This is a genomic window from Streptomyces sp. HPF1205 (genome assembly GCF_020400825.1).
Classification (GTDB): domain Bacteria; phylum Actinomycetota; class Actinomycetes; order Streptomycetales; family Streptomycetaceae; genus Actinacidiphila.
On sequence record NZ_JAINVH010000015.1, the window covers coordinates 95,052 to 109,299 of the forward strand.

The following is a 14,248-nucleotide window of genomic DNA, read 5'->3' on the forward strand; positions in this document are numbered from 1 at the left end:
CGCCCCGCGCGTACCGGCCGCGCCCCGCGCGTACCGCCCGCGCCCCACGCCCCCGCTACGCCGGCTCCACCGGCGCCGGCATCAGCTCGTCCGCGTGCTCGCCCGTCACCAGGTAGACCACCCGCTTGGCCACCGACACCGCGTGATCGGCGAACCGCTCGTAGTACCGGCCGACCAGCGTGACGTCGACCGCCGTCTCGATGCCGTGCTTCCAGCGGTCGTCCAGCAGGTGCTGGAAGAGGGTGCGGTGCAGCTCGTCCATGCGGTCGTCGTCGGCCTCCAGCTGCAGCGCGTCGTCCACGTCCTTGCTGACGATGACCTCCGTGGCCTTGGCCATCAGGCGCTGGGCGAGCTGGCCCATCTCCAGGATGGTGCTGTGCAGGTCGCTCGGTACGGCGGAGACCGGGAAGCGCAGCCGGGCCAGCTTGGCGACGTGCCGGGCCAGGTCGCCGGAGCGTTCCAGGTCCGCGCTCATCCGCAGGGAGGTGACGACTATCCGCAGGTCGGTGGCCACCGGCTGCTGCCGGGCCAGCAGGGTGATCGCCCGGTTCTCCAGGTCCCGCTGCAGGCCGTCGACCTTCTCGTCGGCGGCGATCACGCTCTCGGCGACGTTCAGGTCGGCGTCCAGCAGCGCGGTGGTCGCGCGGCCGATCGCGGAGCCGACGAGCCGGGCCATCTCGACCAGCCCGTCAGCGATCGAGTCCAGCTCCTCGTGGTATGCGTCGCGCATCGCTTTCCTTCCTTCCGGGCCCCCTCTGGGCCGTTGCGCGGCCGGCCCGGCCCGGCGGGCCCGTACCGCGTATGGACGAGGCCGGGGCGCCGGAAACGTCCGGTGCACCGCGCGGCCTGCCTCCCCCACGCTGCCACGCTTCCGGCCGCACACATACCGGCCGCGCACCCGGAGTGAACCGGTCCCCACGTGGAGGTGAACTCTTGGCAACGTACATCCGAGAGCTGTCTTCCGGGGTTGTCCGGTGTGTGAACCGGCCACCTACCCTGGGGCCATGGACGTGAACGCGGCCGTCGCCGCGGCCTCTGCGCTCGCCGGTCTGCTGACCGGCGTGATCGCCGTGCTCGCGTTCCGCTGGAGCGAGCGGGAACAGGCCCGCCCCACCCGTAACGGGCCGCGTCCCGACAGCGGTACGGCGGTACTGCCCCCGGGCGTGGACACGGTCCTGTCGGTGCTCCGGTCCTCGGCGGTCGTCCTGGACGAGGGCGACACGGTGGTCAAGGCCAGCTCGGCGGCGTACGCCCTTGGGCTGGTACGGGGCGGCCGCCTCGCCGTGGACCAGATGCTGCAGATGGCGCGGGAGACCCGGCGCGACGGCGAGATACGGCAGGTCGAACTGGACCTGCCGCGGCGTGGCGCGGGCCGCGGGGAGGGTCTGGCGGTCTCCGCCCGGGTCGCCCCCCTCGGTTCCCGGCTGGTGCTCCTGCTGGTCGAGGACCTCACCGAGGCGCGGCGGATCGAAGCGGTGCGCCGGGACTTCGTCGCCAACGTCAGCCACGAGCTCAAGACGCCGGTCGGCGCGCTGTCCCTGCTGTCCGAGGCCGTGATGGACGCGGCCGACGACCCCGAGGCGGTAAATCGTTTCGCCGGCCGGATGCAGATCGAGGCCACCCGGCTGACCAGCCTCGTCCAGGAGATCATCGACCTGTCCCGGGTGCAGGACGACGTGGCGCTCGTGGACGCCGAACCGGTCGCCGTGGACGACCTGGTCGGCGAGGCCGTCGACCGCTGCCGCCACCAGGCCGCCGCCAAACAGATCACCATGGCCACCGGAACCACCCCCGACCTGTTCCTGTGGGGCAACCGGGGCCAGCTCGCCGCCGCACTGGGCAACCTGGTCGAGAACGCCGTCAACTACAGCCCGGCCCGTACCCGGGTCGGCATCGCCGGACGGCGCGTTCCCGGCGCAGGGCCGGGGGGCGGGGACCTCGTCGAGATCTCCGTCACGGACCAGGGCATCGGCATCTCCGAGAAGGACCGCGACCGGATCTTCGAGCGCTTCTACCGGGTCGACCCGGCGCGATCGAGGGCCACCGGCGGCACCGGGCTCGGCCTGTCCATCGTCAAGCACGTGGCCGCCTCCCACGGCGGGGAGGTCACGGTGTGGAGCGCCGAAGGACAGGGCTCCACCTTCACCCTCCGGCTTCCCGAGACCGGGATCGCCCGCGACCGCGCCCTCGCGCCCGGCACCGATCCGGACAACGAGGACGCCGAGGACGCGGACGCGGCCGACGAGCCGTCGGACGACCAGCTCTTCCAGACCCTCCCCGAACACATCCCCGCCCCGGAGGTCCTTCCGTGACCCGCGTACTCGTCGTCGAGGACGAAGAGTCCTTCAGCGACGCGCTGTCGTACATGCTCCGCAAGGAGGGATTCGAGGTCGCGATCTCCGCGACCGGACCCGACGCGCTGGACGAATTCGAACGCAACGGCGCCGACCTGGTCCTGCTCGACCTGATGCTGCCCGGCCTGCCCGGCACCGAGGTGTGCCGCCAGCTGCGCCTGAAGTCCAATGTCCCGGTCATCATGGTGACCGCCAAGGACAGCGAGATCGACAAGGTCGTCGGTCTGGAGATAGGCGCCGACGACTACGTCACCAAGCCGTTCTCCTCGCGCGAGCTGGTCGCCCGCATCCGCGCGGTGCTGCGCCGCCGCGGCGAGCCCGAGGAGGTCTCGCCCGCCGCCCTTGAGGCCGGCCCGGTCCGCATGGACGTGGACCGCCACGTCGTCACGGTCGGCGGCGGCAAGGTCGACCTCCCGCTCAAGGAGTTCGACCTCCTGGAGATGCTGCTGCGCAACGCCGGCCGTGTGCTGACCCGTATGCAGCTCATCGACCGGGTCTGGGGGGCCGACTACGTCGGCGACACCAAGACCCTCGACGTCCACGTCAAGCGCCTGCGCGCCAAGATCGAGCCCGACCCGGGCGCCCCGCGCTACCTGGTGACGGTGCGGGGCCTGGGCTACAAGTTCGAGCCGTAACGGGCGGCTCCTCCCGCGGATCCCCTCGCCGGCCCCCGCTGCCGGACGCGGTCCGGACGCGGTCCTGGCCGGGGCGGGGAGGGCGGACGCGAGGGGGCCCGGCCGACGAGACGACCGGACCCCTGTTCGTACGTGTCGTACGGTGTCGTACGTGTGTCTGCGTGCGCCTGCCCGCCCGCTCAGGACGTCGCGGTCGTACCGGTGGGCGTGGCCTTCGCCGGGGCGGTGCCCGCGGGGGTTCCCCCGGTCGGGGTGGCGCCGGCGGCCGGCGCCGACGGGTTCGCGCCCGGCTTCACGGTGGGCGCGGTCGACGGGGCCGGCGGCGGGGTGGTGGGCAGCGAGCTGGGGCCGTACGACTCGAAGTAGCCGGCGGCCGGGAGCACGTTGATCGGCAGCGCGACCGGCCCGGTGCTGCTGAAGACGAAGACCGCGTCCTGCACGCCGCCGTTCTGCAGCGACTCCGTGCCCGTGTTCAGGACGGCCGACGGGTTGCCCGTGCCGCCCAGCAGCACCGTGCCGTGCGCGGATACGGTGACGCTCCCGCCGCCGTTCGCCCCGGACAGCGTCGCCGAGAGCCCGCCCGCGAGCTGCACGGCCTGCAGGGTCTGGTCGGAGGAGCTGTTGTTGAACAGCCGGGCGGTGATCGTCGCCGGTCCGCTCGTCTGGGTGAGGACGAAGGCGTTCTGCACCTTGATGGGGCCCTTGCTGGTCTCCGGGCTGTCGGGGCGCACGTGCAGCGTCTGCGATCCGTTGCCGGAGGCGCAGGCGGCCAGAGGTGCGAGCGAGAGCGCGATGACGGCGGCGACGGCGCCGCGACGGAAGCTGCGGACCACGGCGGCGCATCTCCTTGGGCAGGTGTGGACGATCTTCTGGCGGCCTTAGATTACCGAGCCCCTCCGCGGGCCGCGCACCGGCCCCGGCTTTACCGCGGCGCGCCGCGGGGCCAATACCGCGCCGTACTCGCGGTGTACTCCCTCCGTTTTCCGTGGCGGACCGGAAATGGATCTTCGGACTCGCACAACTGCCACGAAACCCGAACGGAGTAGCGAAGATCCACTCCTGCGGGATGGACAAATGCGGATGTATCGCCGCGTCTTCCGGCCCATCCGGGGGTGTGACGGGGGTGTTTCGAGCCCGCCGTATACCCGCTCCGACCTGCGAATACCCCGCTCCCGGGGCACCCTCCAGCACGTCCCGGGGGCCCTTGTCAAGCCCCGAGATATGCCCTGACCTGCGAAAACGCCATTCAGATGAGGGCGTTCCCGTGTTACCCTGGATAGCCACGGAAGGGGTACCTGTCACATGACGTTCAAGGTTGGCGACACCGTGGTCTATCCCCATCACGGGGCCGCGCTGATCGAGGCCATCGAAATTCGCCAGATCAAAGGCGTGGACAAGACCTACTTGGTGCTCAAGGTCGCCCAGGGCGACTTGACGGTACGCGTGCCCGCGGACAACGCGGAGTTCGTCGGCGTACGCGACGTGGTCGGTCAGGAGGGTCTGGACCGGGTCTTCGAGGTGCTGCGCGCGCCGTACACCGAGGAGCCCACCAACTGGTCCCGCCGGTACAAGGCAAATCTGGAGAAGCTCGCCTCCGGTGACGTCATCAAGGTCGCGGAAGTGGTGCGGGACCTGTGGCGCCGGGAGCGCGAGCGCGGCCTGTCGGCAGGCGAGAAGCGCATGCTCGCCAAGGCCCGGCAGATCCTGGTCAGCGAACTCGCACTGGCCGAGAACACCAACGAGGACAAGGCCGAGGCGCTCCTCGACGAGGTCCTCGCGTCGTAAGACCGTCCCCTTCGGACGCTCTCGTGCCGCTCGTCACATCGGCGTGCCACCCCCTGGTGTCCTGACGTCGTCCCGGCGTCCGCGCCGGGGGGCCGCCCGACGGCCCCGCCGCTGTGACCTGCCGGCGTTCGCAGACGCAACCAACCCCAGGCCACGGGACGCCGCCCGTCCCGTCCGGGGACCGTGCCGCGGCACCCGGTTGAGCGCGTCGGCCGGGTGCTGCGGCATGCTTGCCACGGCTCCGCTTTCCCCGGGTTCACGGAAGGGGTCCACGCGAGGCCGTTCCCGGCACTTTGAGTGCGATACCCATCTCATACAAGGACACAAACCTGCGTACCGCAGCCGTCATTCCCGCCGCCGGACGTGGCGTCCGGCTCGGCCCCGGCGCGCCCAAGGCGCTGCGCACGCTCGGCGGGGTCCCGATCCTCGTCCACGCCGTGCGCGCGATGGCCGCCGCCCGGGCCGTCCAGGTGATCGTCGTGGTGGCGCCGCCCGAGGGCACCGCCGAGGTCAGGGCACTGCTCGACGCCCACGGACTGCCCGGGACGACCGACATACAGGTCGTGCCGGGCGGCGAGGCCCGGCAGGACTCGGTCAGGCTGGGCCTGGCCGCGCTGCCCGACGACGTGGACGTGGTCCTGGTCCACGACGCGGCCCGCCCGCTGGTCCCGGTCGAGACGGTCGAGGCGGTCGTGGACGCGGTACGCGCCGGGGCACCCGCCGTCGTCCCCGCCCTCCCGCCGGCCGACACCATCAAGACCGTCGACCCGGACACGGGCGCCGTGACCGGCACCCCGCGGCGCGACCTGCTGCGGGCCGTCCAGACCCCGCAGGGCTTCGACCGGGCCACCCTCGCCAAGGCCCACTCCGAGGTCACCGACGGCGTGACCGACGACGCGAGCATGGTCGAGCGACTCGGCGTGCGCGTCGTGGTCGTCCCCGGCCACGAGGAGGCCTTCAAGGTCACCCGCCCGCTCGACCTGGTCCTGGCCGAGGCGGTCCTGGCCCGCAGGAGGGCGACGGATGGCTACTGACGCCGCCGGCGGTACGGCCGCGGGAGCCGGCGCGGCCCCCGAGGCCGTACCCCCCGCACCGCCCGTACTGCCCCAGGTCGGTGTCGGCACCGACATCCACGCCTTCGAGGAAGGTCGCCCCCTGTGGTGTGCCGGGCTGCTGTGGGAGGGCGAGGGGCCGGGCCTTGCCGGGCACTCCGACGCCGACGTGGTCGCGCACGCCGCCTGCAACGCGCTGTTCTCGGCGGCCGGGCTCGGCGACCTCGGCGTCCACTTCGGCACCTCCCGGCCCGAGTGGTCCGGCGCCTCCGGCGTCACCCTGCTCACCGAGGCCGCCCGTGTCGTGCGCGCCGCCGGCTACACGATCGGCAACGTCGCCGTCCAGGTCGTGGGGCAGCGCCCGAAGATCGGCAAGCGGCGCGAGGAAGCGCAGAAGGTGCTCTCGGCCGCGGTGGGCGCCCCCGTCGCGGTCAGCGCCGCCACCACCGACGGGCTCGGCTTCACCGGCCGCGGCGAGGGCCTCGCGGCGATCGCGACCGCACTCGTCGTCCGCACCCCGCCGGCCGCCTGACCGCCCGACCGCCGGGCGGACCCCCGCCGAGCCCGGCGGACCCCGGCGAACATTGCGGTCCCGTGTACCCTGTGCGGCTTCCGCGCAAGGCACGGGCCGCCGCCCACTACCCTGGTGTCGTGACTATTCGCCTGTACGACACCAACGCGCGCCAGGTCCGTGACTTCGTCCCGCTCACGCCGGGTTGCGTCTCGATCTACCTGTGCGGCGCGACCGTGCAGGCCGCCCCGCACATCGGCCACATCAGGTCGGGGCTGAACTTCGACATCATGCAGCGGTGGTTCCGCTACCGCGGCTACGACGTCACCTTCGTCCGCAACGTCACGGACATCGACGACAAGATCATCGCCAAGTCCGCGCTGCAGGGCCGCCCGTGGTGGGCCATCGGCTACGAGAACGAGCGCGCGTTCAACGCGGGCTACGACGTCCTCGGCTGCCAGCCGCCCACCTACGAGCCCCGCGCGACCGGCCACGTGCCCGAGATGATCGAGATGATGCGGGGCCTCATCGAGCGCGGCCACGCCTACGCCGTGGACGGCAACGTCTACTTCGACGTGCGCTCGTACGACCGCTACCTGGAGCTGTCCAACCAGGAGCTGGAGAACCTGCTGCAGCCCGAGGGCGAGGGCGAGACCGGCAAGCGGGACCAGCGGGACTTCGCCATGTGGAAGGCGGCCAAGCCCGGCGAGCCGTCCTGGGAGACCCCCTGGGGCCGCGGCCGGCCCGGCTGGCACCTGGAGTGCTCGGCCATGGCCCACAAGTACCTGGGCAGCGCCTTCGACATCCACGGCGGCGGCATCGACCTGATCTTCCCGCACCACGAGAACGAGATCGCCCAGGCCCGGGCCTACGGAGACGAGTTCGCCCGGTACTGGGTGCACAACGCCTGGGTCACCATGAGCGGCGAGAAGATGAGCAAGTCGCTCGACAACTCGGTGCTGGTCGCCGACATGGTCCGGCACTGGCGACCCGTCGTGCTGCGCTACTACCTGGGCACCCCGCACTACCGGTCGATGATCGAGTACAGCGAGGAGGCGCTGCGCGAGGCCGAGGCGGCGTTCGCGCGGATCGAGGGCTTCGTGCAGCGCGTGGTGGAGAAGGCGGGCCCGGTCGAGCCGGCCGCCGAGGTGCCGCCCGCGTTCGCCGAGGCCATGGACGACGACCTGGGGGTGCCGCAGGCGCTCGCCGTCGTGCACACCACCGTACGGCAGGGCAACAGCGCGCTGTCCGCGGACGACAAGGAGACCGCGGTCGCACGTCTGGCCGAGGTTCGTGCGATGCTCGCAGTACTGGGCCTCGACCCGCTCGACCCGCACTGGACGGGCGCGGACCGCGGCGACGACCTGCACGGTGTCGTGGACAGCCTGGTCGGCATGGTGCTCGAACAGCGCCAGTCCGCACGGGCCCGCAAGGACTACGGGACCGCCGACGCGATCCGCGACCAGCTCGTCCAGGCCGGTCTGGAGATCGAGGACACGCCGACCGGTTCGCGGTGGACGCTGCGCGGGTGACGCAGCCGTCCGCGTCCCCCGTCCCTGTTCCCGTTCCCGTTCCCGTGTCCGGACCGCCCGTTCCCGACCGCCCCGGACGGTCACCGCACCGTCCGACCGCCAGACCGAAGAAGTGAGAGTGCCCCATGGCCGGCAACAGCCAGCGCAGGAACCGCCGTACCAGCAACAAGAAGGGCGCGACGGTCGGCAGCGGCGGGCAGCGGCGCAGGGCCCTGGAGGGCAAGGGCCCGACGCCGCCCGCCGAGATGCGCAAGGGCCACAAGAAGTACCGGGCGGCGGCCGCCCAGGCCAAGCGGGGCGTGTCCGCCCAGTCCCGGCGCCCCTCCGGGCGCGGTGCCAAGGACACCGCGGAACTCGTCGTCGGCCGCAACCCGGTGGTGGAGGCGCTGCGCGCCGAGATCCCGGCGACCGCCGTCTACGTCCAGCAGTTCATCGACAACGACGACCGGGTCCGTGAAGCGGTCAGGCTCGCCGGCGACCACGGGGTGCCGCTGCTGGAGGCCCCGCGCCCGGAACTGGACCGCCTCACCGCGGGCCTGAACCACCAGGGCCTGGTGCTGCAGATCCCGCCGTACGAGTACGCGCACCCCGACGACCTCGTCGCCCTTGCGGCGGATCAGGGTGAGGACCCGCTGATCGTGGCGCTCGACGGGGTCACCGACCCCCGCAACCTTGGCGCCGTCGTCCGCTCGGTCGCCGCCTTCGGCGGCCACGGCGTGGTGGTGCCCGAGCGCCGGGCGGCCGGGATGACCGCGGGCGCGTGGAAGACGTCCGCGGGTACGGCGGCCCGGGTGCGGGTGGCCCGTGCCACCAACCTCACCCGCGCCCTGGAGGCGTACCAGAAGGCCGGGCTCACCGTCGTGGGCCTCGCGGCCGACGGCGACGTGGAGCTGCGCGACCTCGAAGTGCTCGACGGCCCCGTGGTGATCGTCGCCGGCAGCGAGGGCAAGGGCCTGTCCCGGCTGGTCGGCGAGACCTGCGACCTGCGGGTGCGCATCCCCATGCCGGGCGGCGCCGCCGAGTCCCTCAACGCGGGCGTGGCGGCCGGCGTCGTGCTGTACGAGGCGTCCCGGCGCCGCGCGCGCTGACGCCGAGGGGCGTGCTCCTTGCTGACGCCAGGGGGCGCGCGTGCCGGCGTCACAGCCGCGGGCGCGCGCCCGCGGACATGTGAGACGGCGGCGCACACCTGTTCCCCTGGTCGCTGAGCGTCAACGTCAACCAACCCAGTGTCCTAATCCCCTGTCACTCGGTTAGATGAGTGTGGACACCAGAACACCCCGCACTCCCACGGGGGGAGGGGCGCCCGGATACGACGAGCGCGTGCTGACCATGCCTCGGGTGCCGAGCGATCCTGCCCAGGTCATCGTCAATCACGCGAGCTTCCGCGTGCAGCTCGGCGCGGCTTCGGCGCGTGCGCTCGGCCTCGACGACACCAGGAAGCTGCCCGTGGTGGCGGCCGCCCTCGCCTCCGCGGGGGCGAGGGGTGCCGGTGCTGTCGCCGGTGCCGGTTCGCGGTCAGGTGCGGGCTCGGGTTCAAATTCCGCCGCCGGGCGGCGCAGGCAGGCGCCCCTGGTGTGGTCCGGGCGCTCGCGGCCGGGCGACCCCCTCGCGGGTGAGTTGCTGCGGGCGGTGCGCCGGGCCGGCTCGGGCGGCGCGGGAGGCGTTGACGGTGCGCCGGGCGAGGACCTCGGCAGGGGAGCCGCCACCCAGGTGCTGCCGCGGGTCGACGAGACGGCCGTCCTCCCGCCGCTGCCCACCGTCGTCGGCCAGCGTCCCGCGCACGAGCCCACCCGGCTGCTCAGCGGCATGCGCCCGACCGGCAGCGCCTACGAGCCGGAGCCGCCCGGCTTCACGGGGCCCGATGCCGAGGGCGGTGCGTACGACGGGCCGGGCGGCGGCCCGGGCGGCGGCCTGGGAGACGGCACGTACGGTGCGGACGCCGGTTCGCACGGCGAGGAGCGCGAGGAGCGCTCGTCGCGCAACCGCCGCGGGGAGCCCGTGCGGCACGCCTGGTACCCCGGCCGCCGGATGAACCTGGGCATCGTGCTGCTGCCGCTGCGCGTCTTCCTCGGCTTCGTCTGCATCTACGCCGGCATGGGCAAGCTGTGCGACCGGGTCTACTTCGACGGCGGCCGGCGCGGCTCCATGGTCACCTGGCTGACCTCGCTGCACCCCTGGCCGCTCGCCGAGCCGCTGCGCGAGGCGGCGCTGCACCACCCGGTCGGTGCCGGGCTCAGCATCGCGTTCCTCCAGATCGTGGTGGGCGTCCTCACCGTCCTCGGCCTGTGGCAGCGGGTCGCGGCCGTGTTCGGCGCGAGCCTGTCCATCGCCCTGCTGGTCACGGTGAGCTGGCGGACCGTCCCCGTCTACGATGCCCCGCACTTCATCTACCTGGCCGCCTGGAGCCCCCTGGTCATCGCGGGCGCCCCCGTCTACTCCATTGACGGCCACCTCGCCGGCGACGCCTGGCGGCGGCTCGGCCCCCGGGTCTCGCTGTGGGACCTGCGCCGCCGGGTGCTGCGCCGCGGCAGCGTCCTGGCCGCCGTCATCATCGGCCTGACGCTGGTGGTGGGATCACTGCTGGGCGCCGCCGTGCGCGCCAGCACCCCCGTCCGCCACGACGGCGGCGACCCCACCGTCGTACCCACCAACAACCTGCCGGGTGTTCCGCTGCCCTCCGCCTCCGGAGGCATCGAGCCCGGCGGCTCACCCCGCCCGACCGGCGAGGCGACCTCCCCGGTCAAGCACCGCAAGCCCGCGGGCCGTACGCCGTCCGCCACCCCGGCCACGGGCACGGGCGGCTCGCCCTCCTCGACCGGTTCCTCGGGCCCCACCCGGCCGGCCGGCTCCCCGCCCTCGTACGGCACCTCGTCCGGGACCTCGGGCGGCACCTCCGCGGGAGGAGGCACGAACTCCGGCTCGGGCGGCGGCACCCACCACCCGCAGACCCCGTCCGCGCCCCCGGCCCAGCAGCCTTCCCAGCCGGAGCCGTCCGCCAAGCCGACCCAGGGCGCGATCGGCGGCCTGCTCGGCAGCCACTCACCGACCGGCCTGCTGCTCGGGATGTCCCCGCGCCGCCAGGGGAACCCGGCGGGTATGGCGTAACTCCTCCTGGACAGCGGCGGCCCGTACCGATCCCTCCCCGGTACGGGCCGCCGCGTCGGTACGCCGCCGGTCTCCCAGGTTCCCGTACCGGCCGCTCGCCGCCTCTCAGATCTCCTTGCGGATGCCGAGCTCCCTGGCGGCCTCGGTGAGGTCCTTGGCGGTGTCGATGGCCCGCCAGTAGGCGCCCTGGGGAATGGGGTAGCCGGCCAGCCGGCGCATGCGGGCCAGCCGCGGGAAGGTCGTGCGCTCGTGGTCGCCGAGATCCGGCAGCAGCCCGGTGAACTCGGGCGCGAAGACGTAGACGCCCGCGTTGATGAGGTACGGCGACAGCGGGGCCTCGATGAAGTCCAGCACCTGGCCGAACTCGTTGGTCTCCACCGCGCCCCAGGGGATACGCGGCCGGGCGAGCGCGATCGTGGCGGTGGCGTCCCGCTCCTCGTGGAAGGCGGCCATGTCGCGCAGCGAGAAGCGGGTCCAGATGTCGCCGTTGGTGGCGTACCAGGGCTCGTCGGGGCGCGGCAGCGAGGCGGCCGCATACTTCAGACCGCCGCCGCGGCCCAGCGGCTCGTGCTCGACGACCGTGGTGACGTTGAGCGGCAGCGGGGTGGCGTCCAGCCACTCCTGGAGCACCTCGGCCAGGTGCCCGCAAGAGACCACGGCGTCGGTGACGCCCTCTGCGGCCAGCCAGGCCAGCTGGTGGCCGATGATCGGCGTCCCGGTGCCGGGGATCTCCACCATCGGCTTGGGCCGGTCGTCGGTGTAGGGCCGCAGCCGCGACCCCTGCCCGCCGGCCAAAAGGACGGCTTGCGTGACCGGGCTGACGTCGTGGGGAGTGGCGGGGTGGTGGTCGGCGCGCGTCATGCAGCGCACCTTATGCGACGGGGGCGGGCGGGCGTCGGCGACAGGCGTACGGGTGCCCGGCCGGAGGGGCCGGTCCCCCTCCGGCGCCCGGCGGTCGGCGCCCGGCGCCCGGCGGGCCGTCACGCCCCGGCCGTGAGGGGCCGACCGTCACATCGGCCGCGGCACGGGCGTAGAGGCGGCCGGCCGCGGCACGGGCGTAGAGGCCGTCAGGCGCGACACGGGCGTAGAGCGGCCAGGCGCGACACGGGCGTACAGGCCGCCGCCGCGCCTGCCGTCACCCCACGGAGGCGACGCCGGTCGCGAAGGCCGTGTCGCACACCGGGCGCGACCAGCGCTGCGCCCGCTGGATCGAGCCGGCGTACTTCGCGACGGCCGCGCGCCCGAGGGAGCGGGCGATGGAGAAGCAGTAGCCGGACAGGGAGGGGTGCCGGGCCATGGCGATCTGCAGGTCGGTGAGGGCCACCCCCGGGTCCTTCGCCTGGAGTTCGGCGAGCAGTTGGCGGCGCAACGCCTCCTGGGGGGCCTTGGCGGCTGTCGCCGCGACCTCGGCCGGGCTCTTGGCGGAGGCGGTCAGTACCTGCGCGTCCGACGACGAGACGGCCCATGGGACGCGGGTGACGGCGAGCGTTCCCGACAGGACGAGAACGACCGGAAGAACGAGCGCGAGTGTCTTGCCGAGACGGCGTGCTACCTGGTTCACGCATGGGATGGTAGCGACTGGTAGTGATTTGGCGACATTTAGTCACCCTTACGAGGGAAAGCGCCTTGGATACGGCACAGCGATGGGCGGGTACGTACCATTACGTACCCGCCCATCGCTTTCGTACCGCTGCTGTACCGGCTGCTGCCAGCGGCCGGACGTCAGTTGCTCAGCTACTCAGCTACTCAGTCGCTCAGGCGCTCGCCGGTGGAGGTGGAGAAGACGTGGGTCTCGCCGGCCCGCGGGACGACGTGCAGGACCGCGCCCTTGTCCGGGATCTGGCGGCCGCCGACGCGGATGACCAGGTCCTTGGACTCGCCGCCGACCTCGGCGGTGCCGTAGACGTAACCGTCGGCGCCGAGCTCCTCGACCACGTTGACGGTGACGGCCAGGCCCGCGGGGGCGTCCTTGGACAGGGCGGCGCTGCTGTTGCCGTTGGCGATGTCGAAGTGCTCGGGGCGGACGCCGACCGTGACGGTCCTGTCGCCCTTGTTGGCGGCGGCCTGGACGGCGTCACGGGCCACGTTGACCACGGCGTTGCCGAACTTCACGCCGCCGTCGATGATCGGGACCTCGACGAGGTTCATCGCGGGCGAGCCGATGAAGCCGGCGACGAAGAGGTTGGCCGGCCGGTCGTACATGTTCCGCGGGCTGTCGACCTGCTGCAGGATGCCGTCCTTGAGCACCGCGACGCGGTCGCCCATGGTCATGGCCTCGACCTGGTCGTGCGTCACGTACACGGTGGTGACGCCGAGCCGGCGCTGCAGGCTCGCGATCTGGGTACGGGTCTGCACGCGCAGCTTGGCGTCGAGGTTCGACAGCGGCTCGTCCATGAGGAACACCTGCGGCTCGCGGACGATGGCCCGGCCCATCGCGACACGCTGCCGCTGACCACCGGACAGTGCCTTGGGCTTGCGGCCGAGGTACTCGGTCAGGTCGAGGATCTTCGCCGCTTCCTCGACGCGCTTGCGGATCTCCACCTTGTTGACGCCGGCGATCTTCAGGGCGAAGCCCATGTTGTCGGCGACCGTCATGTGCGGGTACAGCGCGTAGTTCTGGAACACCATCGCGATGTCCCGGTCCTTGGGCGGCAGGTGCGTGACGTCCCGCTCACCGATCCGGATCGCCCCGGAGTTGACGTCCTCCAGCCCCGCCAGCATGCGAAGCGAGGTCGACTTGCCGCACCCCGAGGGGCCCACCAGGACGAGGAACTCGCCGTCCCCGACCTCGATGTCCAGCCCGTCCACCGCGGGCTTGTCGCCACCCGGGTAGATCCGGGTCGCCTTGTCGAACGTGACAGTTGCCATGACTGTGTGCAGTCCCTCCACCGGCAGGAACGTGCCGGACGATCCGAGTAAAGGAGTGCGCCGCCCCCGCCATGTGACCCGGACCACTGGTCCAGTCCACGGCGAGCGGCACTGCCGGTGACGCTACCTGCCGGAACGCCCCTTGTCACCAGCCTCCCCCCGCGAATTTCCCCACCCCCCTCCCACCCCGACCCCGCTACACTGCACATGCGCCTCCTTAGCTCAGCTGGCCAGAGCACCGCTCTTGTAAAGCGGGGGTCGTCGGTTCGAACCCGACAGGGGGCTCACGCATCAGGGCCAGGTCAGGGGTGTGATTCCCCGAACCTGGCCCTGTCTCGTGATCACGGGCGTGCCACTTGCTGCCAGTGTGCGGCCCGAGCCGGATGGCACGCGGACCCCCGGCGGG

General features: G+C 72.7%; 13 protein-coding genes and 1 tRNA gene. 9 read left to right on the plus strand and 5 right to left on the minus strand.

Annotated features, from left to right (window positions below; all coding sequences use genetic code 11):
* Positions 1 to 55: 55 nt before the first annotated feature.
* Entirely contained in the window at positions 56 to 730 is a 675-nt protein-coding gene (phoU, locus tag K7G61_RS18915; RefSeq protein WP_225848061.1) for a phosphate signaling complex protein PhoU, read from the minus strand.
* Positions 731 to 1,004: 274 nt separating this feature from the next.
* Between phoU and K7G61_RS18920 the strand changes: the two genes are divergently transcribed.
* Positions 1,005 to 2,312, plus strand: coding sequence for a cell wall metabolism sensor histidine kinase WalK (locus K7G61_RS18920; protein WP_225848062.1), 1,308 nt, complete (start codon positions 1,005 to 1,007; stop codon positions 2,310 to 2,312).
* Entirely contained in the window at positions 2,309 to 2,989 is a 681-nt protein-coding gene (locus tag K7G61_RS18925) for a response regulator transcription factor (RefSeq protein ID WP_202235241.1), read from the plus strand. Before K7G61_RS18920 ends, K7G61_RS18925 begins: the two co-directional genes overlap by 4 nt.
* A gap of 179 nt (positions 2,990 to 3,168) precedes the next feature.
* On the opposite strand, the gene K7G61_RS18930 is transcribed toward K7G61_RS18925, so the two are convergent.
* Positions 3,169 to 3,822 carry a DUF461 domain-containing protein gene (locus tag K7G61_RS18930; RefSeq protein ID WP_225848063.1) on the minus strand — a complete coding sequence of 218 codons (654 nt, stop codon included), beginning with the start codon at positions 3,820 to 3,822 and terminating at the stop codon, positions 3,169 to 3,171.
* 469 nt (positions 3,823 to 4,291) lie between these two features.
* On the opposite strand from K7G61_RS18930, the gene K7G61_RS18935 reads away from it, so the two are divergent.
* The 6 genes from K7G61_RS18935 (at position 4,292) to K7G61_RS18960 (ending at position 10,974) form a co-directional block, all read left to right on the plus strand.
* Positions 4,292 to 4,774 carry a CarD family transcriptional regulator gene (locus K7G61_RS18935; protein ID WP_033174074.1) on the plus strand — a complete coding sequence of 161 codons (483 nt, stop codon included), beginning with the start codon at positions 4,292 to 4,294 and terminating at the stop codon, positions 4,772 to 4,774.
* A gap of 302 nt (positions 4,775 to 5,076) precedes the next feature.
* On the plus strand, positions 5,077 to 5,808 hold the full coding sequence (ispD, locus tag K7G61_RS18940; RefSeq protein ID WP_225848158.1) for a 2-C-methyl-D-erythritol 4-phosphate cytidylyltransferase: 732 nt from the start codon (positions 5,077 to 5,079) through the stop codon (positions 5,806 to 5,808).
* Positions 5,798 to 6,358: a 2-C-methyl-D-erythritol 2,4-cyclodiphosphate synthase gene (gene ispF / locus K7G61_RS18945; protein WP_225848064.1), complete on the plus strand. Its 561-nt coding sequence runs from the start codon at positions 5,798 to 5,800 to the stop codon at positions 6,356 to 6,358. The genes ispD and ispF overlap by 11 nt, the downstream gene beginning before the upstream one ends.
* 119 nt (positions 6,359 to 6,477) lie before the next feature.
* Positions 6,478 to 7,869 (plus strand): cysteine--tRNA ligase, encoded by a 1,392-nt coding sequence (gene cysS, locus K7G61_RS18950; protein ID WP_225848065.1) that lies wholly within the window; start codon positions 6,478 to 6,480, stop codon positions 7,867 to 7,869.
* A gap of 125 nt (positions 7,870 to 7,994) precedes the next feature.
* The gene (rlmB, locus tag K7G61_RS18955; protein ID WP_225848066.1) at positions 7,995 to 8,957 is read left to right on the plus strand and encodes a 23S rRNA (guanosine(2251)-2'-O)-methyltransferase RlmB; all 963 of its coding nucleotides are present in this window, start codon (positions 7,995 to 7,997) and stop codon (positions 8,955 to 8,957) included.
* 241 nt (positions 8,958 to 9,198) lie between these two features.
* Positions 9,199 to 10,974, plus strand: coding sequence for a DoxX family protein (locus K7G61_RS18960; RefSeq protein ID WP_374204172.1), 1,776 nt, complete (start codon positions 9,199 to 9,201; stop codon positions 10,972 to 10,974).
* Between the two features lie 105 nt (positions 10,975 to 11,079).
* Here the strand turns inward: K7G61_RS18960 and K7G61_RS18965 are convergent, their stop codons facing one another.
* The 3 genes from K7G61_RS18965 to K7G61_RS18975 form a co-directional block, all read right to left on the minus strand.
* Positions 11,080 to 11,835, minus strand: coding sequence for a nucleotidyltransferase family protein (locus K7G61_RS18965; protein WP_225848068.1), 756 nt, complete (start codon positions 11,833 to 11,835; stop codon positions 11,080 to 11,082).
* Between the two features lie 274 nt (positions 11,836 to 12,109).
* Positions 12,110 to 12,535 (minus strand): hypothetical protein, encoded by a 426-nt coding sequence (locus K7G61_RS18970; RefSeq protein ID WP_225848069.1) that lies wholly within the window; start codon positions 12,533 to 12,535, stop codon positions 12,110 to 12,112.
* Positions 12,536 to 12,720: 185 nt separating this feature from the next.
* The gene (locus tag K7G61_RS18975; protein ID WP_225848070.1) at positions 12,721 to 13,842 is read right to left on the minus strand and encodes an ABC transporter ATP-binding protein; all 1,122 of its coding nucleotides are present in this window, start codon (positions 13,840 to 13,842) and stop codon (positions 12,721 to 12,723) included.
* Positions 13,843 to 14,053: 211 nt separating this feature from the next.
* Here K7G61_RS18975 and K7G61_RS18980 point away from each other — a divergent pair.
* Positions 14,054 to 14,127: transfer RNA gene (locus tag K7G61_RS18980), tRNA-Thr, on the plus strand.
* The last annotated feature ends 121 nt before the right edge of the window (positions 14,128 to 14,248 follow it).

What these genes read in the sequence shown, in the direction of transcription:
- phoU (WP_225848061.1), bottom strand. Translation starts at nt 730, where the DNA reads ATGCGCGACGCATACCACGAGGAGCTGGACTCGATCGCTGACGGGCTG.
- K7G61_RS18920 (WP_225848062.1), top strand. Translation starts at nt 1,005, where the DNA reads ATGGACGTGAACGCGGCCGTCGCCGCGGCCTCTGCGCTCGCCGGTCTG.
- K7G61_RS18975 (WP_225848070.1), bottom strand. Translation starts at nt 13,842, where the DNA reads ATGGCAACTGTCACGTTCGACAAGGCGACCCGGATCTACCCGGGTGGC.
- K7G61_RS18965 (WP_225848068.1), bottom strand. Translation starts at nt 11,835, where the DNA reads ATGACGCGCGCCGACCACCACCCCGCCACTCCCCACGACGTCAGCCCG.
- ispF (WP_225848064.1), top strand. Translation starts at nt 5,798, where the DNA reads ATGGCTACTGACGCCGCCGGCGGTACGGCCGCGGGAGCCGGCGCGGCC.
- K7G61_RS18960 (WP_374204172.1), top strand. Translation starts at nt 9,199, where the DNA reads ATGCCTCGGGTGCCGAGCGATCCTGCCCAGGTCATCGTCAATCACGCG.
- K7G61_RS18935 (WP_033174074.1), top strand. Translation starts at nt 4,292, where the DNA reads ATGACGTTCAAGGTTGGCGACACCGTGGTCTATCCCCATCACGGGGCC.
- rlmB (WP_225848066.1), top strand. Translation starts at nt 7,995, where the DNA reads ATGGCCGGCAACAGCCAGCGCAGGAACCGCCGTACCAGCAACAAGAAG.